Source organism: Aurantiacibacter zhengii (assembly GCF_003584125.1).
GTDB classification, from domain to species: domain Bacteria; phylum Pseudomonadota; class Alphaproteobacteria; order Sphingomonadales; family Sphingomonadaceae; genus Alteraurantiacibacter; species Alteraurantiacibacter zhengii.
Genome location: NZ_QXFL01000002.1, coordinates 357,293 through 376,001 on the forward strand (window position 1 = coordinate 357,293; position 18,709 = coordinate 376,001).

An 18,709-nucleotide genomic window follows, 5' to 3' on the forward strand; every position below is an offset into this window, starting at 1 on the left:
GAAATATCAGGCTGCCAGCGCCAGCTCTTTGGTGTCCTTCGTAGTCGGCACGAACGGCAGATACGATACGCGCATGCGCACGCCGAATTCCACCGTGTGCGTGCCTTCGCCGAAACCGCCGTCTTTCAGCGCGATGATTGTTGCCTTCTCTCCGAAATTCCACCGGTCGTCGTACACGGTTTCCATCTCGTCGAGAGTATAGGTTTTACCGCGCACCTGGAAACGCACATCCTCGCGAGGGACCTGCTGCCCGTCGATGGCGACCTGGATATCCTCAACCATCGAGAGGCCGAGGCCGCGATAATAAGGCAGTCTGCCAAGGAACTTCACGCCCTTCACCGCACAGCCGTCTTCGTAATTCTCGAGGCTTCCCTCGACGATCATCTTGTTGTCCATCATGGTCGAGTATCCTTTCAGGCTGCGGTCTTGAGAGCAGGGGTTTCGGTTTCGCCCAGAAGACGGGCGAGCATTACCTGCTGGCGGCGAACCTGCTCGACACTGTCGGGCTCCATCGCATCCTCGACCCAGCGGTTGCCTTCGTATTCGGAGCAGATGTAGCCGTCATAGCCGCCCTGTTTCAGAACACTCACGATCTCATCGTAGGGGATGGATGGCTCCACATAATCTTCGTTCATCTGGTAGAACTTGCCATGAATGTTGTGGATGCGCGGCATGTAGTCGAGCATGCGCTTCGGCTCGAAAGCGGCGTTGTGGCGCATGGTTTCGGCCATGCCGATGGCCGGACCTTCCCCCCCCATCTCGCGCACATTGAGGATGACGTACTCCGAAAGAACCCGGTCTTCGTACGCTTTCTCGATGTAATCAGCGATGTCCTGACGCACGCCCATGCGGAGGAACTTCTCCTTCCACACGGGCGGGAAGGCGTGGAGGAACATCCCCATGTCGGGAAGGAAGCCGAGCGCATCGGAGCCGGACTTCTCGTAAGCTTCCGCATGGCGGACGATCCATGGGTGGTCGAAATGCAGCGGGGCGTGCACCTCCACAAGGATCTTGATGTCCTTTTCCTCTGCGTAAGGCGCCGCATCGACCAGCACCTGCGGGTCGATCGAAACGAGCGCGCGGATGAATTTCATTCCCAGGCGGGCGCCGAAATCGATATCGCGCTTCACGCTGGCGACCTGCTCGTCATGCGGCATCATGCGGCCCTTGTACCGCTTGTAATCGAGCATGAAGTCGTGGCTGACCGGTGTGCAATCATACTTCTGGATCAGCGAGTGCCAGTTCTCGATCGCCTCGTCCTCGACACCCACTTCGGGCCAGCCCCAGAAGGTCTGCTCGCCGATGATCTCGATGCCGTTCGCGCCGAGTTCGGCTGAAGTCCGAATGCAATCCTCTAGGTCCATTTTGCCCTGAAAAGTTTCGTTCTGATAGGAATAGAGGCTCACGCCCCGCTTGATCGCCATGGTCATCCTCCGGGCTCGGCTGCCAATTCGCCGGCTCATTATTGCAAAAAGAGACAACGCGGCTTGCATCGCTCTTCGATCTAATTAGAACCATAATTCTATATATAAAACGCTGTGGGTCAAGCCTGCTTGTGCCCGGCAGCCGGGGAGAGACACGACATGCGACAGCGACAGACCGGACTGAACTTGAAGCCAATTGCGTCCTTCGTAGCACTTGCCCTGCTCGTGGTTTGTATCGGCGGGTTCTCGCTTTTCGTAGGGTGGAACAAGGCGTTCGCGCCATTGGATATACTGGCCCGGCATTCGGCATGGACAATCCATCTGCCCGTCTGGCTGGGTCGCACGATCGGATGGCTGGAACTATTCGCGGCCGCAGTGCTGTTCGCCGGCCTCATCATTCCCAAGCTGGCGCGGTTCGGAATGTTCGCCGCAATCTGGATCACACTGAACCACGTCGCAGCCGCCATCGTCCACATCATTTTCGCGGAGTGGCACACGCTTCCGCAAAGCGCCGTCGTGATCACACTCTGCGTGGTCATGGTCCTGCTGTTCGCCCGCCTGGCGCGCAGCGTCGAACAATACGCCTGAAGAATGAGGAGGTTTTGTTATGAGGAATTGGAAATTCGGTATCGGTCCTGCAGTTGGCCTGATGGCTGCCTTGGCTATGGCCGTGCCGGCGAATGCACAGGAAGAGGACCGCGTATCGCAACTGGCGCAGCAAGTCGCGCAGCTTCAGGCCCAGTCCCAGGCCGCGCGAGACCGGCAGGCGGTCGAGAACCTCTTCTCGCGCTACATGTACCTGCACAACGCGTTCGAGGACGAACAGATCATCCCCCTGTGGGCCGCCGAGGGCACGCCGGGTATGAGCGCCCAGTATTCCAACCTCGGCAAATACACTCAATACGACAAGATCATGGAGTACCATCGCGGTCGGCCGTCACCCATTGGCAAACTGCTGTTCCACTATGTCACTACGCCCGTCATCGAGGTTGCCGGGGACGGGCAGACCGCGAAGGGCCTGTGGATTGTGAACGGCCTGGAAAGCGGTCTGACCGCGCCGGAACACGCCGCCAACATGCCCGACTGGATGTTCGAACCCAATGTCGAGGTGGACGGCAAGAAGGTGTGGATGCACAACGTCTACCTCAAGTACGGCATCGATTTCATCAAGCAGGACGGCGAGTGGAAGATCTGGCACTTTCACTGCTTTGAAACGGCACGCGCGCCCTATTCGATGGGCTGGATACCGTTTGCTGCGGCTGCGCAGGACGATAGTTTCAATTTCGACTTGATGTATGTCGGTGACGATGGCGCGCCGGTTTTCATGCCGGAAACCGATGAACCGGCCACCGTGCTTAACAACTCCTACCGCACTGACACGGCACAGCATCTCGAGGCCCGGATACCCGAGCCCTACTACACGTTTTCGGAGACGTTCTCTTACTGAACGAAACCCGCCCAAAAAAGAAGGGGGCGTCGCGAGACGCCCCCTTCCAAGGGAGGGACTGTCAGTCTTCGGTCCGGTACTCCTCCGGAATATCGTAGGCCGCAGCCTTGTCGTAAGGCGGGATGGTGACCTCGCCGGTGGCAGCCCATTCGGTTCCGCGAACAATCAGGGTCCTGACGCCGTCGAACATCAGAGTGTCCGGTCCGTGGCCAAGCGTGATCGAGAACACGCGGCCTTCACCATAATCCTGCACCCACACCAGAGGGTTCGCGGCATCCATGCCTTCCATCCGCGCCACGTTGTCTGCGGAATAGGCTTCGAAGTCGTATTTCGGCCCAGCCATTTCAGGCGTGTAATTGGCGGAATCGTCAAAACCCGTCGCCAGTACGGTGACATCCGCATCCGGCGCGAACTCCATGTTGGTGTACATATCCTCCATGAAAGACCAGACGTAGCGCCGCAGGCCGCGCGTGATCGGATGATCGGCATCGGTCATGCGCACCCGGAACCCGTCGGGCGGAGAACGGCGGCTTTCGCCCGGCACCATGGTAGCGCCCAGCAGTCGCTGATACTCCGGAATGTCGAACCCCCAGGTGAAGCTGGAGTGAAAGGCTACCAGGCCACCGCCCTGGTCGACGTAGTCGTAAAGTGCCTGAAAGGTTTCGGGCGACCAGAGCGTCTGCTCCTCATCACCGTAGTTCCACCTACTGGCGTAGTTCAGGAATACGACGTCGTACTTCCGAAGCATCTCCAGCGTGCCGAACTCGAAATCTTCCACGACCCGCACATCGAACCGGCCCGTGTCCTTCAGGTGCGTGCGCAGGCGATTGTTCACGCCGGTCCAGTCATGCTCGTAAGTGTTCTCGCCGGATATGATCAATACGTCGATCAAGTCTTCCTGCGGCACGACCGGCGTGACCACCCGCTGCACCGTTTCGGGCGGCGCATAGGGCTGGGAGTCCACCGTGGTCGGTATGTCAGCCACCGGAACTTCCTGCGCGGCGACGGTCAAGGACAGCGTCATGGATGCAAGGATCGTCGAGGCCATAAATCTCATGCGGTTTCTCCCTCAGCTGGATCGGACCAGTCCGTTCTGCCCTCTCCTGTAGTGATGTCTTTGCTGCCACCCATCGGCCAGAAAAGGACTGCCACGGCCTGCAGGATCAGCATGACACTGGGGACGGCGTAGTAAGCAAGCCGAATATCGCCGCGGGCCGCATCGGTTACGCTCGCAGGATCGTATGCCGCGAATGCGAGAACATATGCAGCAAGGGCGCTGCCCACGGCCATGCCCACCTTGGTCGAAACGCTGATGCCGGACGACAGCAACCCCTCGTACCGAACGCCGTGCTTGGACTGGTGGTAATCGACCGATTCCGCAGCCATCGTGAAGATTGCGGTGATCGTGATCGACGTAGTGATCGAGAACAGGAAGTATGGAAACAGCAGCGGGGGAACGCCTATTCCAGCCAACTGCCAGTCCGCAGCGCTATCGATTAGCGCCATGAAGGCGAACAGGACGAGCGAGACTGCGATGGCAGCAACGCACCCAGCCCTGATCCCCGTCCGCGCAAGGATCGGCGGTGCGATGAAAGCGGCGATAAGCAGTCCTCCCGATACCATGGGAAGCATGACAGGGATCAGCCAGGGCTTGCCGATGACATCCTTGGCGAAGAAGATCGTCAGGCCCAGCATTACCCCGAAGCGAATGAAGTAGAGCAGGCAGAATGAAAAGCAGACCAGCCAGGCCCGGTTGCGCACCATTTGCATGATCGCCGGGAACGCCTTGAAATCGGAAGCGACTGCCTTGTCTTCAAACCTCTCGCGACAATTGCGGAAAAGCAGGATCAGGGCGACAAGTGAAATCGCCGCAAAAACCAGCGTCGTCCATGTGAAGCCGGCCTGCAGGTCATCGCCACCGAAGACAGCGACGAGCGGCATGGTCGCAGCCGTGCCCAGGATCACTGATATCGATGTGCCGACGGATCGTGCACCCCCCAGTTTCAGTCGCTCTTGGGTGTCGAGTGTCATCATTGGCATCAGGGCGGTGTATGGGATCGACCCTGCGCTCAAGAGAATGCCGAGCAGCTTGAAGGTGACGAAAGCGTAGGCCAGCTGCCACCCCTGCGCCATGTCCGGCACGTGAAAGACCGCAATAAAAACCAGCGCGTAGGGAACTGCGGTGAACAGGAAATACGGACGCGTGCGCCCCCACCTCGTACGTGTCTTGTCGACCGCAATCCCGAACAGCGGATCAATTACCGCATCCAGCAGGCGGGCAACGAGAAAAATCGTACCCACGGCCTCTGCAGGAAGGCGCACGACATCGGTGTAGTAGAAGAGCAGGAAAGCGCCTGCCATGTTGTATGCCAGGCTGTAGCCAAGATCGCCCCCGCCGTAGCTGAAGCGTTCGAGGAAGGTCAGCTTGCGCCCCTGGCTCGCCGCCTCAGCCATACATGGCCTCCCGCGTGGCGGCGAGCGACTGTTCCATCGGCATGGTCGGCATGTATTCGAGCCCGATCGGACCGCGATAGCCCAGCTCATCAAGGTCGGCCATGATCTGCTTCCAGTCGAGTTCTCCGGTACCCGGCTCGTTCCTGCCCGGCGTGCCCGCAACCTGGACGTGGGCCACGAGATGTGTCCGTCCGGCCAGCACTTCCTTCAGATTTTCCTTCATCACGGCACTGTGATGAACATCGTAGAGGAGCCTGAGGTTCGGGCTGCCCACCGCCTCGATAATGTCCAGCGCCAGCGGAGTATTGACGAGGTACATGGTCGAGAACAATTCGGTGTTCAGCGGCTCGAGCACGAGAGTGACACCCGCTCCCTCTGCCAGCTTGGCAGCACGTTTGAGTACGGAGACGGCATTGGCGAAATGCTCCTCCTCCGACATTCCATCGACGCGGAAACCCGATGCGACGATAAGCGGCGGGGAGCCAACCTTGCTCGCCTCGGCCAGCGTATCACTCACGGCTTGCAGCATCTCTTCATGCTCGGCAGGATCGACTATCGACCTGCGGGGATCGACGCAGAAGCCGGTCAGGGAAATGCCGGTTTCGTCCAGCGCGCGCGCGACGCCAGCCATGTCCTTGTCGCGCCAGAGGTGGAACTCGACGTGTTCGAACCCTGCATCCCTGGCCGCTCGGATGCGTTCGGGCAGACCTTGTCCGGCTTCCGTGAATTGCCATTCGATGCAGGCGGACAGGTTGGACATTATCAATCTACTCCAAAGTGGTCGGCAAGCTCGTCGCCGCGAAATCCGTGTGTGAAGGTGTCGTCGCGATAGGGAAGCATACCTGCGTTCCACCGCTGCCAGCGGTCACGCAGATCGGCAAAGCGCGCAGGCTCGCGCTGCTTCAGGTTCGCGCGCTCCATCGGGTCGGCCACGACGTCGAAAAGGAACTCGTTTCCAGCGATGGAGAGATATTTGTGACGCCCCATTCGCACAGCCTTCTGGTCGAGGTGGTTGTACCGCCAGAACATCGGCCGTTCGTCCAGATCGCCGCTGCGAATATCGCGACCGTCGGGCGGGCGGCTAAACGGTAACTGCGCCCCTCCCGCGTTCATCAGCGTCGTAGCGAGATCCATCGTCATGTGGGGTGTTTCGACCACCCTTCCATCATCGAAGACTTCCGGCCAGCGGATAACCGTCGGCACGCGGATGCCGCCTTCCAGCAGTTCGGTCTTGCGCCCCGTGAATGGCCACACGTCGGAGAACCGCTCACCACCATTGTCGCTCGAAAAGACGATGATGGTATCCCGGTGCCTTGGCAGCGCCTCCACGGCGGCGACCACCGCTCCCACCTGTTCGTCCATCCGGCAGACCATCTCGGTATAGGTCGCCATGCTTCCACCGTCGAAATGCGCGAGCTTCCGGTAAGTCGGATCCGTGGTCAAACGCCGCGCCTCCGCTCCGTCGCGCGGAGTTTCCCATGGCCAGTGCGGCGCGGAGAAATGCAGGCTCAGGAAGAAGGGCCTGTCGATGCCGTCCTGCGTTTCCACGAATTCGACGGCGCGCTGGCCCAGCAGGCCGGTGAGATAACCGTCCCGCTCGATCTCGTGCCCGTTCTCCCACAGACCGTCGCCGCGCGCATCCTCGTGCACGAGATAGTCGATACCACCGCCACGATAGCCCCAGAAGTAATCGTATCCGCTCTTGAGCGGGCCGAAATCGGGCAGATTGCCCAGATGCCACTTTCCGATCAGCGCGGTGCGATAGCCAACCTCTCGCAGAACCCGCGGAAAAGTCGGCTCGGCGGGGTCCAAGCCAGTATGACGCGGTCCAATAGGCTCTTCCAGACCGGCATCGAGCCGGTACTGGTAGCGCGCTGTCATAAGAGCAAGCCGCGTTGCCGAACACACCGGCGAGTTCGAGTAGGAATGAGTGAACCGCGCGCCCGATGCTGCCAAGGCATCGCAATGCGGGGTCACGTAGTCACGGCGACCAAAGCACGAGAGATCGGCATAGCCAAGGTCGTCGGCCAGGATGAAGACGATATTCGGCCTTGAAGCCGAGAGCGCGCCCTCTGTTGCAGCCACGGGGAACGGTAAAAGGGAAGCGGTGCCACCCGCCAGAACATTTCGCCTGTTGATCTTCACAAGTAAAGGGGCCGCCCGCCGGGAGGAGCGGGCAGCCCTAACCGTTAGAATTCAAAACCGACGCGAACACCATAGGTGCGTGGAGGCGCGAACGTGAAGTTGTAGGTGTCGTCCGGACCGGCGGAAACGAACCCGGCGTAAGCGAGCGGTTGCTCGTCCTCCAGGTTTCGGACGAAGGCCTGAATGCTCCAGTTGCCACCCATCGGCTCGTACTTCAGGCTGAGGTCCGTTTGGGTGAAGGACTCCTGCTCGCTCGACGCATAATTGAAGATGTCGAGGAAGTACGAACTCTTGAACTTGGTGTACACGCTGGCAGTGATCATACCCGTACTGCCGATTTCGAAGACGTGATCGTAACCTGCAGTGATAGTCCACTTCGGCGACTGCGGCAGCGTGTTCCCGCTCAGATCGGGTTGAACGATTCCCGGGCCCGGATCGAGATCGGCAAGGCCGTTGTTGTCCGTATTTACGGTGTCGAAGATCGCATAGGACGCCAGCAACTCGTCGTATTCGGCATCGAGATAGTTGATCGAAGCGGTGAACCTGCCGTTCGCGCCAACCTCGAGCGCAGTTTCGGCTTCGATGCCCCAGATCGTGGCCGCACCGGCGTTGAAGATCTGCTGCCCGATTGCAGGATTGAGAAGAACGGCCGTCTGCAGGTCCTTGTAGTCGTAATAGAACCCGGCAACGTTGAAAATGTGCTGGCCGCTCGATCCGAAGCTCAGTTTCGCTCCAGCCTCGAAAGCCGTGTTGGTTTCCGGATCGTACGGTCCGACGCTGTCGAAGCCGCCGGACTTGTAGCCGGTCGAGACCTTGCCATAAATCAGTGTATCGACGTTCGGCGAGTAGTTGATACCGGCGAGCCAGGTCAGCTGTTCGTTGTCCTGCTCGAGATTAAGTACCGAAGCAGGGGGCGCCGTGGGCGCGACGGGCCCCGCGTTGAAGCGGAAGCCGTAGTTTCCGAATACGCCCTCGCGCCGGTCGATAGTGTAGCGCAAGCCGCCGACAAGAGTCAGCTGCTCGTTCAGCGCGAACTCGACCTGGCCGAACCCCGCGTAGCTGCGCGATTCCGTATCGCGGGAGAAGGTGTTGATGAAGCTACCATTGGGACCAATGAACGGGCTGTAAAGGCCACGCAGGTTATCCAGCTTTTCTTCGTAGAAGAACACGCCGCCCTGGTAGGTGATGGCCCCGGCTTCGCCACCGATGCGCAGCTCGTGGCTCTGGGTATCGACGGTATTGCCGAATTCGTAGAAGGTGTAGTTCGGCAGGGCCAGATCGGTGTCCTGATCCGTATGACGATAGCCGCCAAGATACGTCAGCGTGGCACCGCCAAGATCGTATTCGATCTTCCCGCGAACCGCATAACTGTCCTGCTTGTTCGGGTTGAGCGATATCTGCGGCACGGGCCCGTCATAAGAAGAGCGGTCCTCAATCTGATCCAGCGCGTTGCTGTTGACCGGGATGCATTGCCCGCCAGGAATGAGCGGGGCCGCATCGACAAACCCGTTCTCGGTACAGTCGGGCCCTGGGCCCCGGCCCGCGGCATTAAAGCTGTAAGCAGCAAATGCGCTGACGATGTTCTCGTTGCGAACGTATTCACCCGAAAGATCCACGGACAGTCGGTCGGTTGGCAAAAGGGAGAGCGTCGCCCGCACACCAAGGTTGTCGGCGGTACCGCTGCGCACGACGTCGCTATTGGCGGCGACACGATTGGGGTGATAGAAATAGCCGTCGCGTTTGTTGTAAAGGCCCGCCAGTCGCAACCCGCCGACTTCACCGAAAGGAATGTCGACGCCCGCTTCAAGTTTGCGATGGTCGAAATTGCCGTAAGTCGCGTTGATGTCCGCGCCGAACTCCGTACCGGCCTTGCGCGTGATGAAGTTGATCGCACCGCCGGTTGCGTTGCGACCGTACAGAGTTCCCTGCGGACCGCGCAGCACTTCGATCCGGTCGATGTCGAACAGGGCCAGGTTCAAGACATTGGGTCGGTTGATGTATTCGCCATCGATGTTGACGGCGATGGACTGGTCCTGCCCTTCATCGTTGGAATTCGTACCGACACCGCGAACAGCGACGCGGGTATAGTTGGAATCCTGCGTGATGTTCAGCACCGGCGCAACGCGCGTCAGATCCTGGAAGTCGGTGATGCCGGCATCCTCGATGGCTTCATTACCGACCACATCCATTGCGATCGGAACGTCCTGCACGTCTTCGGAACGGTTCTGTGCCGTCACGATGATCACATTCGAAGGGCCGACATCGGCTTCCGTCTGAGGGCCGGCGGTCTGCGCATGCACGGGGAAGGAAATCGCCACGCCGGCGCAACCGACGAGAAGGACAGACTTGCGGATATGTGTTTTCATCTTTGCTCTCCCTGAAACCCCCGGCTGTAACCGGTGAGCTAAATAGAATTGGTGTTCTAGTTATAATCTAGTTCGTTTGTCAATGCCTGCTGCTCAGGCCGACACAACCAATTGCGAGCTGACGCGCCATGGCATCCAGCTGTCCGGCGATGTGGTCGTCCTGAAGCGAGCCATTGGCGGCAAAGGGCTTCTGCTCGACGGAGTTGATCGCGATCCCCATCGGCGTGGGCCACCCCCGCATGGCATGGATCACACCGCGCAGCGCCGCTAGCGTGACACCGCCAGCCTGCCAGCCTGCCAGCCTGCCGCCGAAACCAGAAGACCGACCGGACGCCCATCGAAATAGGGCCGTTCGTCTTCACGAAGTTCTTCCAGCAGATCGATGGCGTTCTTGATCAGACCCGAGATGCCCCCGTGATAACTGGGCGAAGCAATCACGATCCCGTCGGCCTGGCGAACCGCTTCGATGAAAGCAGATTCCTCTTCCGTCCGATTGCGCGAGTATGGGTCGTAATGCGGCAGAGCGCACAACTGCTCGCCCCCAAACAGCTCGACATGGGCACCGTGTGATGCGCAAATATCGAGGACAGACTTGACCAGCAGTTCGGTAGAGGAACCAGGTCTTTGCGTTCCCCCGATGCCCACGATACGCGGCTGCCGGCTCACGACTCGAGTTCCGGCATGACACGCCTTGCAATGAGATCCAGCGTCTGGTTGCCCAGGCGCAGTTTCTCTTCCGTCAACGGACCCGTGAGCGTGCCGCACAGGATATTGCCGATGCCAAGCTCCTTGTAGGGCTTCAGATGTTCGACCACGGTTTCCGGCGAACCGTAAAGACACCAAGTGCCGATCCAGTCTTCGGACAGCGCATTCGGCGTGCGGTCCGTCTTCTTGTTGGCGTCATCGCTTTCGGCACGCGCATTAAATTCCGCCTCGCGTTCGATCGCGTCCTGGTACGCACGCAGGATTACCTCGAGTTCTTCACGCGCCTGGTCGTCCGTCTCGGCAACGTGGACGCACTGGTAGGTGTGGGTCGTCCAGGATAGCGCGCGATCAATGGTTGCCTGATCGTGGCCCGACGATGTCAGCACGTCGTGATATGCGGTGAAATATTTCTCGACATGCTTGAATGGTTCGGTCCCACCGATCTTGGGAGGAGTGAATGCCGGGATAAAGGCTGGCCAACCATTCTCGCCCGCGCGGCGGGTGCTGCTTTCCTTCATGGCGACCGGCATCAAGGGCGCATGACCCTTGGAGTAGGCTACCGGCGCGATGCGCTGCAGCACACGACCCTTGTGCGGCCCGTTGTCGATCTCGATCGCGGGATCGTCCATCGTCTTGGCCCAGAGTTTCTCGGCAAGATCGAGGTTTTCGTTGGAAACGCTTTTTGCCTCGTCGTAATTGACGCCGAAGCCGATCATCTCTTCCGGCGTGGTGCCGCTTCCCACTCCAACCAGTACTTTGCCGTCCGTCAGCTGATCGAGGATGTTGATGCGCTCGACAAAGCGAACCGGGTGGTGGAGCGGCACGGAAACGACCGAGAACCCGAAGTGCATTTCGGGCATCTGCGCCGCGAGGTAGGCCGCAAAGATAAAACTGTCGCTAGCGATCGGCATATAGCCGTTGAAGTGATGGTCGGGCATGAAAATTGCTTCGAAGCCGCAATCGCGCGCTTTCTTTGCGTGCTTTTCAAGATCCTTGATCAGCTTGCGATCGTCCTCCGGCCGCATCGCCCGCGCGTTCAAAAACACAGAAAACCGCATCCGTAACCCCTTCCCTTCGCCGAATCAGAATGTCCGGCCTCTTTTAAATTAGAATTGACGTTCTTATTCTTTTCATCCTTACCGGCTCCATGTCAACCCAGACAAGCGCTCCGCTCTCAACAATTGAAAAGCTCTCGGATGAGGCGGTCAGTCGAAAGCCGCGGCAGGGGCGCTCCCTCGCCTCTTTCGAACGAATGCTGGAGGCGACGCGCGAACTGATGCTGGAGCGCGGGAGCGAGGACTTCACTCTGCAGGACGTGAGCACGCGCGGAAACGTGTCGATCGGGTCGATATATCTTAGGTTCGAAAGCAAGGACCGGCTGCTCTACGCGGTCATCGGGCAGGAGCTCATGTCCGTCGTGGAGAAAGAGGCTGCAATGGTTGTCTCGGTCGCTGAGAAAAGCGGAAGCCTGAAGGAATTCCTGACGAATTATATCGAGGGCTACACCACCTTCATGAGCGAGCACGCCCTGATGCTGCGGGCGATCATGCAGCGCGCCGCAATCGATCCGCTGGTCTCCCCCTGTGGAAAGGAGGCAGCGCACAAGGCGTTCTCCGAGACGGCAAACGTCATCATGTCATACGAAAAAGAAATTCGTGCCGATAACCCGCGAGAAAAGGTGGAGGCCACGCTTCACATGATCTTCGCCTCGGTCGCACGCCAGCTAGGCCTCGGTGCCTCACCGGAAGCAGAAGACCCGCAGATGTGGAAAAGGCTCCGGCCGCAGTTGGCCGAAATGGCCTATGCCTACCTCACGTACAGCGATTGATACGCGCGCCGCAGATGGTAGGTAGGAACATCGCCTAGCGCGATATCTCGTCGATCTCGTTCATGATCTTCATCGCTTCGGCAAATCCGGTATTGGCTGCGGGGACGCCGGCGTAGATGGCGGTCTGCATCAGCACTTCCTTCAACTCATCGCGGGTGAACCCGTCCCTTTCCAATCCAGCGCGGACATGGAGAGCGAATTCCTCCCAGCGTGACAGACTGGCGGTGATCGCGATCACCAGCAGCCGCCTGGTCCGATCATCCAGACCCGGACGCCCCCAGATTTCGTGCCAGGCGATACGGGTGATCATCGCCTGGAATTCGGCGTTGAAAGGCGTCGCCCTTGTTAAGCTTGCGTCGACCCATTCGTCACCCAGCACGCGGCGGCGATTGATTAGACCCGCGTGATAGATGCTATCGGTAGCCTCTTGTAGGGCGCCATCCGACACGAAGAAGTGGACAAGCGCCGCTCCCAGCGCCGCAGGAGCTTCCACCGGGGCGAGATGACCGCAGCCAAGAACCGCCTCTTCAGCCTCTGGGATCCCTTTCGCCAGAACCTGCCCATGCTGCATTCGGGGCGTCGAGATGTCGTCCGCGCCGGTCACGACCAGCGTCCGGCAGGAAATCTTGCCGAGCCTGTGTTCCAGCTCCATATCACGAATTGCCGCCGCAGCGCCTGCGTAACCCTCAGCCCTTGTCGACAACAGGCCACGGCGAAGGCTCGCTACTGCCTCTTCGCTACGCGCCGCAAACCGAGAAGAAAGGAAGCGCTCCATCGCCATATCGGCGATGCTTGTCATCCCGCCCCTCCGCACCGCATCGATCCGTGCTTGCCAGTTAGCAGGATCCATCGTCGCAGAGGTACAGACAAGCGACAGCGCTTCGACACGGCCCGGTGCGTCGAGCGCGATCTGCATTGCCACCATGCCGCCCAGGGAAAGTCCTGCAATGGAAGCCGAGGCGATGCCCGCGCCGTCCATTGCGGCAAGCACGTCGAGCGCCATGTCCTGCAAGCTGTAATCGCCTGACGGAACATCTGATGCCCCGTGACCGCGCATGTCCAGCCGCAAGATCCGGAATGTCGGCAGGAGATAGTCTATGCAGTCATCCCAGACGGACATGTCCGTGCCGATCGAATTGAGCAGGACGAGTGGTGGCTTGTCATCGGTACCGAGCAGCTTCCAGTAGATGCGCACACCGTCATTCGATGCGAAAGGCATGGGTCAGCGATCCTCTATCGTGCCGAGCAGGGTTTCGATGAGATCGGCGCTTTCTCCCAAGTCGGCGTCACCATCCGGCAGGGCATTCGAGACTGAATCGAGGTCAACCTGAAGGCCTTCCGCGACGTCGGCGATGGCTGACAGCGCTCCGCTCGCAAGCAAGAACAGCTCGGCAAGAACGGGACCGTCGGCCTGCCATCCGCCGATGCTCCGTTCCTGTTCGGCAGGCTGGCCGGATATCAGTGTTGCCGCCAATCCCGGAACGCGCAGGGCCGCCGAAAGCGCGACTTGGCTGCCGGTTGGATTGCGCTTGTGCGGCATGGCAGATGAGCCGCCACGCCCCTCGATTGCCGGCTCGCACATCTCGCCGATCCCATTTTGGGAAAGCAGGGAAATGTCGCGTGCCATCTTGCCCACCGTCCCCACCAGGATGGCAAGAGAGGAGCCAATCGCAGCTGGTCCGCAGCGCCGGGCGTGCCATGGCGCGGAATCCGGAAGCCCCAGCATTTCGGCTATGCGCGCAGCGACGGCCGAGCCTTTCCCTTCTTGTCCGACACGCGTTCCCGCCGCACCGCCGAACTGAAGCACGGCGTACTTTTCAGAATACCGCGCGAAATCGGCCCAAGCCCCTGCTATTCCCGCGTGCCATTGTGCGATCCGCAAACCAAGCGAGATGGGGATAGCATCCTGCAGGAGTGTCCGCCCCATCGCAGGTGTCGCCGCGTACTGACGCGCAAGAACAGCTAACGCCCGAAGCACTCGGTCCGCATCGGTATTCAGCAAGGCGGTTCCGCGATGCACTTGTATCATCGTCGCCGTGTCGACTACATCCTGGCTTGTCGCCCCTCGATGAACCAGCGGCCGATGTGCGGTCGGAACCTTGTCGCGCAGCATTTCTACAAGGGGGATGGCGAGCGTTCCGGCAAGTGCCGCCTGTTCAGCCAGCCCGGCAGGATCGGGTTGCAAGGTGTCGCACGCCGCTGCAATTGCGTTCGCAGCGGATTGGTCGATAATGCTTTCGGCCGCCTGCGCCTGCGCCAAGGCGCTTTCGAAACGCAGGGCATGGCTGATGAGGCTATGATCGGACCAGTTGTCCAGCATGGCCTGTGTGGCTTGCGGGCGTTGGCGTAGCAGGTCCGTCACAGGGCAAAAAACGCGGTCTCGCCGGAACCGCCCAGATTGATATCGAAGCGCCATTTGCCAGTATCGACCGGCGTCGCGACAAGCGTTTCCCTGCGCTCGGCAGGTACGCAAGCAAGAACAGGATCGTCGGCAAGGCCGTCGCTGCCTTCGAAATATAACCGCGTTGCCAACCTGGCGAGCACGCCTCTGGCAAAGACGGACATCGCTATATGCGGCGCCTGGAATGTCCCTCGGGGTCCTGGGACCCGCCCGGGCTTGATAGTCAAAAAACGGAACTCGCCTTCATCCGACGTTGCTGATCTGCCAAATCCGCAGAACTCATTTCCTGCCAGACGGTCGTCCTTGTCCGGATAGCGACCTCGCGCATCGGCTTGCCAGATTTCCACCATGGCATCGGGCACGGGCTCGCCCGCAGCATCCCGCACGATGCCGATGATTTCTATCCTTTCGCCTTCGGGATTGGTCCGGACGGCGCCTCGGCCCAGAACATAGTGCTCGGCAGGAAAAAGTTCGGGCCGCGCGCCTAAGTCGGAATTACCGACGAGGTCAGCGCCGCCTTTCCAAGGCAGGCCGTAATGAAAAAACGGGCCGACCGTTTGAGAAGGAGTCTGGCCGAAAAGGGTTTGGTCCTGATTGTCCTGACGCGGCGCGGGCACCCTCTTTTCGAGCGGAACAATACTTTCATTCATCATGATCGTCCTCGAACGGTGTCTGATCGCGCCCTTTCAATACCACATCGAACAGGTAGCCCAGCGCAAAACCCGCTTCGGTCGTGTCCAGATCGAAACGACTGACCATGCGCTGCCGGTATGGCATCGGGACGGCATTCGCGATCGGGTCGATCTCAATCAGCGGGTCGTCAGGGAAATACATCTGCGTGACCAGACGCGTTGCAAATGCCGGCCCGAGCAGGGAGAGGTGGATGTGGGCGGGCCGCCAAGCGTTCTTGTGGTTGCCCCACGGATAGGCGCCCGGCTTGATCGTGGTGAACCGATACCGTCCCTCGGCATCTGTGACTACGCGGCCAGCACCAGCGAAATTAGGATCGAGCGGGGCGTTCCAGCCATCCTTGGAATGGATGTACCGACCTGCCGAATTGGCCTGCCAAATTTCCATCACCGTGTTCGCGACCGGACGCCGGTCCTCATCCAGCACGCGGCCCGACACATGGATACGCTGGCCTATAGGCTCACCCGCATGCTGCGCGGTCATGTCGTGAAAGGCATGCCCCATCAACCGATCCCAGCAGTCCACCGGGCCGGTCGTCTCGGTCGGCGTTTGCGGAATTACAATGCGCGGCTGTTGCGGTGCGCGCAATTCGGTCGACCGGTAATCGGGGAACCGGTCTGGTGGTGAGGATACGTCCGGGCGGCGGTATCGGAGGGTGCCGGTCATGGGGCCGTACTCCCATTGCCTGGCGGCACAGTCAGCGGAGCCGCAGTGTTCGCAAGAACTTCCTCGACGGAAACGCCAGGCGCAAGTTCGACCAGCCGGAACCCCGGCTTGTCGCATGCAATAACCGCCATGTCGGTCACTATCAGGTCCACGCACCCCTTCCCTGTCAACGGTAGGCTGCATTCCTCCAGCAGCTTGGGCGCTCCTAGCTTGCTGAGATGGTCCATCACGACGACGACACGCTTGACGCCCGCGACAAGGTCCATGGCACCGCCCATCCCTTTCACCATCTTGCCGGGAATGGTCCAGTTGGCGATATCGCCCGCAACCGAGACCTCCATCGCGCCGAGGACGGTCAAGTCGATATGCCCGCCGCGGATCATCGCGAAACTTTCCGCAGAGGAGAAGAAACTGGACGTCGGGAGCGCGGTGATGGTCTGTTTCCCCGCGTTGATAAGATCGGGATCTGCTTCGCCTTCGAAGGGGAACGGCCCCATGCCAAGCATTCCGTTTTCGGATTGCAGGGTAACGTCGACGCCGCGCGGAATATGATTCGCTACCAGCGTCGGAATACCGATCCCGAGATTGACATAGAAACCGTCGCCCAGTTCCTGCGCAGCGCGGGCCGCCATCTGGTCGCGGGTCCACCCCTTCCCAACATCAACCATTATTGTCCTCCCGCGGACGGGTCGTCAGCTTTTCGATCCGCTTTTCATTGATCGTCGACTGCACCAGGCGATCGACATAGATGCCAGGAAGGTGGACGCAATCCGGGTCGAACGTGCCCGCTGGCACGATCTCCTCGACCTCGGCCACCGTGACACGGCCTGCCATCGCCATCTCAGGATTGAAATTGCGCGCGGTACGGCGGAACATCAGATTGCCTGAAGGATCGGCGCGCCATGCCTTGACGATCGACAGGTCCGATCGCAGCCAGGTCTCGCGAATATACATCTCCCCGTCGAATTCCTCGACGGGTTTTCCTTCAGCGACGACGGTGCCGTAACCTGTCTTGGTGTAGAAGGCAGGAATGCCCGCTCCGCCAGCACGGATGCGCTCCGCCAGCGTTCCTTGCGGATTGAGTTCGAGTTCCAGTTGGCCCGACAGGTATTGCTGCTCGAACAGCTTGTTTTCGCCCACGTAGCTGGAAATCATCCTGGCCACCTGCCGTGTTTCCAGCAGCATCCACAGACCGAAGCCGTCGGCACCCGCATTGTTTGAAATCACGGTCAGGTTTTTCACCCCCGATTGCCGGATAACGGGGATCAGGCTTTCAGGGTTGCCGGAGAGGCCGAACCCGCCGGACATGATCGTCATGCCATCACGTAGCAGGCCTTCGAGCGCGCCTTGCGGGTTTTGGTAAATCTTGTTCGCCATATCCTACTCCAGCGGCAGGCCGACATAGTTTTCAGCCAGCGTTCTCTGCGCTGGCAAGGACCCGCGAATGTATTCCAGTTCCGCCATCTGCATGCGCCTGTCGAACCCGTCCATATCCGGGTACCTGTGCGTGATCGAAGTGAACCACCAGGAAAAGCGCACAGCCTTCCAGACACGGGCGAGCGCGCGTGACGAGTAGTTGTCGATCCCGGCATCAGAATTCTCGGTGTAATGTTCAACGAATGCTTCGGCGAGGATCGCCACGTCACTTACCGCCAGGTTCATCCCCTTCGCGCCTGTCGGCGGCACGATGTGTGCAGCATCACCGGCGAGGAATAGCCGGTTCCACCGCATCGGCTCGGCGACGAAGGACCGCAAGGGTGCAATGGATTTTTCGAAGCTCGGACCGCGTACCACTCGCGCGCCGACTTCGGGACCGAGCCGAAGGCAAAGTTCGTCCCAGAAACGCTCGTCGCTCCAGTCCTCCAGCTTCTCATCGATATCGCACTGAATGTAATACCTGCTGCGCGTCGGCGAGCGCATGGAAGCGAGAGCGAAGCCGCGTTCGTGATTGGCATAGATCAGTTCGTCTTCCACCGGCGGTACCTCGGCAAGGATTCCGAGCCAGCCGAACGGATAAATTCGTTCGAATTCGCGCTGCACAGAAGCAGGAATGGATTTGCGGCTGACGCCGTGCTGACCGTCACAACCGACGACGAAATCGCACCGCACCTCGTACTGGTCGCCTGTCTGCTCCCGCCATCTCACCGTCGGGGCCGTCCCGTCCGCCCCCTCGATAGTCACTTCCCGGGCGTTCCAGACGATCCGCACACCGCGCTCGTCCGCCGCCTCGAACAGATCGTGCATGACCTCCTGCTGGCCATACACCGTCACAGTCCTGCCGTCCGTAAGCCCTTCCATGTCGATATGGAACAATTCGCCATCCAGGCTCAAGTTGGTGCCGCCATGGACAAGCCCTTGTTCATCGAGCCGGTCCGCGAGGCCTAGCCCATGCAGCAAGTCCACCGTGACCTGTTCAAGCACGCCGGCCCTCACCCTGCCCTCGACATACTCCCGGTCGTGGCGTTCCAGAACTATGGCGTCGATACCATCGCGTGCCAGCAGATGGGCCAGGAACATCCCTGCCGGGCCAGCGCCGATGATCGCAACCTGAGTGCGCATTGCAGACATTAAACCTCTTCCTGA

The 18,709-nt window shown here is 60.0% G+C and carries 20 protein-coding genes; 3 read left to right on the forward strand and 17 right to left on the reverse strand.

Annotated elements, in window-relative coordinates; all coding sequences use genetic code 11:
• Positions 1–6: 6 nt before the first annotated feature.
• Together D2V07_RS05260 and D2V07_RS05265 are read right to left on the reverse strand one after the other, a co-directional pair.
• Positions 7–399 carry a C-glycoside deglycosidase beta subunit domain-containing protein gene (locus tag D2V07_RS05260; RefSeq protein WP_119585468.1) on the reverse strand — a complete coding sequence of 131 codons (393 nt, stop codon included), beginning with the start codon at positions 397–399 and terminating at the stop codon, positions 7–9.
• 14 nt (positions 400–413) lie between these two features.
• Entirely contained in the window at positions 414–1,430 is a 1,017-nt protein-coding gene (locus tag D2V07_RS05265; protein ID WP_119585470.1) for a sugar phosphate isomerase/epimerase family protein, read from the reverse strand.
• 153 nt (positions 1,431–1,583) lie between these two features.
• On the opposite strand from D2V07_RS05265, the gene D2V07_RS05270 reads away from it, so the two are divergent.
• Complete coding sequence (locus D2V07_RS05270; protein ID WP_119585472.1) at positions 1,584–2,012, forward strand: DoxX family protein; 429 nt, start codon at positions 1,584–1,586, stop codon at positions 2,010–2,012.
• 19 nt (positions 2,013–2,031) lie between these two features.
• Positions 2,032–2,871: a nuclear transport factor 2 family protein gene (locus tag D2V07_RS05275; protein WP_233548254.1), complete on the forward strand. Its 840-nt coding sequence runs from the start codon at positions 2,032–2,034 to the stop codon at positions 2,869–2,871.
• Positions 2,872–2,932: 61 nt separating this feature from the next.
• Here D2V07_RS05275 and D2V07_RS05280 read toward each other — a convergent pair whose 3' ends face one another.
• From D2V07_RS05280 to D2V07_RS05310, 8 genes are all read right to left on the reverse strand, one after another.
• The gene (locus D2V07_RS05280; protein ID WP_233548255.1) at positions 2,933–3,928 is read right to left on the reverse strand and encodes a ThuA domain-containing protein; all 996 of its coding nucleotides are present in this window, start codon (positions 3,926–3,928) and stop codon (positions 2,933–2,935) included.
• The gene (locus D2V07_RS05285) at positions 3,925–5,325 is read right to left on the reverse strand and encodes an MFS transporter (RefSeq protein ID WP_119585474.1); all 1,401 of its coding nucleotides are present in this window, start codon (positions 5,323–5,325) and stop codon (positions 3,925–3,927) included. Before D2V07_RS05285 ends, D2V07_RS05280 begins: the two co-directional genes overlap by 4 nt.
• On the reverse strand, positions 5,318–6,085 hold the full coding sequence (locus D2V07_RS05290) for a hydroxypyruvate isomerase family protein (protein ID WP_119585476.1): 768 nt from the start codon (positions 6,083–6,085) through the stop codon (positions 5,318–5,320). Before D2V07_RS05290 ends, D2V07_RS05285 begins: the two co-directional genes overlap by 8 nt.
• 2 nt (positions 6,086–6,087) lie before the next feature.
• Positions 6,088–7,410 carry a sulfatase family protein gene (locus tag D2V07_RS05295; protein WP_119585478.1) on the reverse strand — a complete coding sequence of 441 codons (1,323 nt, stop codon included), beginning with the start codon at positions 7,408–7,410 and terminating at the stop codon, positions 6,088–6,090.
• Between the two features lie 104 nt (positions 7,411–7,514).
• Entirely contained in the window at positions 7,515–9,836 is a 2,322-nt protein-coding gene (locus D2V07_RS05300) for a TonB-dependent receptor (RefSeq protein WP_119585480.1), read from the reverse strand.
• Positions 9,837–9,915: 79 nt separating this feature from the next.
• Positions 9,916–10,089, reverse strand: coding sequence for a hypothetical protein (locus D2V07_RS18800; protein WP_233548256.1), 174 nt, complete (start codon positions 10,087–10,089; stop codon positions 9,916–9,918).
• Between the two features lie 14 nt (positions 10,090–10,103).
• Positions 10,104–10,502, reverse strand: a complete 399-nt coding sequence (locus D2V07_RS05305; protein ID WP_233548257.1) for an NADPH-dependent FMN reductase — start codon at positions 10,500–10,502, stop codon at positions 10,104–10,106.
• Positions 10,499–11,599 (reverse strand): LLM class flavin-dependent oxidoreductase, encoded by a 1,101-nt coding sequence (locus D2V07_RS05310; RefSeq protein WP_119585482.1) that lies wholly within the window; start codon positions 11,597–11,599, stop codon positions 10,499–10,501. The genes D2V07_RS05305 and D2V07_RS05310 overlap by 4 nt, the downstream gene beginning before the upstream one ends.
• Positions 11,600–11,688: 89 nt before the next feature.
• Between D2V07_RS05310 and D2V07_RS05315 the strand changes: the two genes are divergently transcribed.
• A complete protein-coding gene (locus tag D2V07_RS05315; RefSeq protein WP_119585484.1) occupies positions 11,689–12,369 on the forward strand; it encodes a TetR/AcrR family transcriptional regulator in 681 nt (226 codons plus the stop codon).
• 34 nt (positions 12,370–12,403) lie between these two features.
• Here the strand turns inward: D2V07_RS05315 and pcaDC are convergent, their stop codons facing one another.
• The 7 genes from pcaDC to pobA are packed head-to-tail and all read right to left on the reverse strand — an operon-like array spanning position 12,404 to position 18,685.
• A complete protein-coding gene (gene pcaDC / locus D2V07_RS05320; RefSeq protein WP_119585486.1) occupies positions 12,404–13,588 on the reverse strand; it encodes a bifunctional 3-oxoadipate enol-lactonase/4-carboxymuconolactone decarboxylase PcaDC in 1,185 nt (394 codons plus the stop codon).
• Between the two features lie 3 nt (positions 13,589–13,591).
• Positions 13,592–14,731 carry a lyase family protein gene (locus D2V07_RS05325; RefSeq protein WP_119585488.1) on the reverse strand — a complete coding sequence of 380 codons (1,140 nt, stop codon included), beginning with the start codon at positions 14,729–14,731 and terminating at the stop codon, positions 13,592–13,594.
• A complete protein-coding gene (gene pcaG / locus D2V07_RS05330) occupies positions 14,728–15,423 on the reverse strand; it encodes a protocatechuate 3,4-dioxygenase subunit alpha (protein ID WP_233548258.1) in 696 nt (231 codons plus the stop codon). Before pcaG ends, D2V07_RS05325 begins: the two co-directional genes overlap by 4 nt.
• The gene (pcaH, locus tag D2V07_RS05335) at positions 15,413–16,126 is read right to left on the reverse strand and encodes a protocatechuate 3,4-dioxygenase subunit beta (protein WP_119585490.1); all 714 of its coding nucleotides are present in this window, start codon (positions 16,124–16,126) and stop codon (positions 15,413–15,415) included. The genes pcaG and pcaH overlap by 11 nt, the downstream gene beginning before the upstream one ends.
• On the reverse strand, positions 16,123–16,794 hold the full coding sequence (locus D2V07_RS05340; RefSeq protein WP_119585492.1) for a 3-oxoacid CoA-transferase subunit B: 672 nt from the start codon (positions 16,792–16,794) through the stop codon (positions 16,123–16,125). The genes pcaH and D2V07_RS05340 overlap by 4 nt, the downstream gene beginning before the upstream one ends.
• Positions 16,787–17,503, reverse strand: a complete 717-nt coding sequence (locus tag D2V07_RS05345; protein WP_119585494.1) for a CoA transferase subunit A — start codon at positions 17,501–17,503, stop codon at positions 16,787–16,789. Before D2V07_RS05345 ends, D2V07_RS05340 begins: the two co-directional genes overlap by 8 nt.
• 3 nt (positions 17,504–17,506) lie before the next feature.
• Positions 17,507–18,685, reverse strand: a complete 1,179-nt coding sequence (gene pobA, locus D2V07_RS05350) for a 4-hydroxybenzoate 3-monooxygenase (RefSeq protein ID WP_119585496.1) — start codon at positions 18,683–18,685, stop codon at positions 17,507–17,509.
• Between the last annotated feature and the right edge of the window lie 24 nt (positions 18,686–18,709).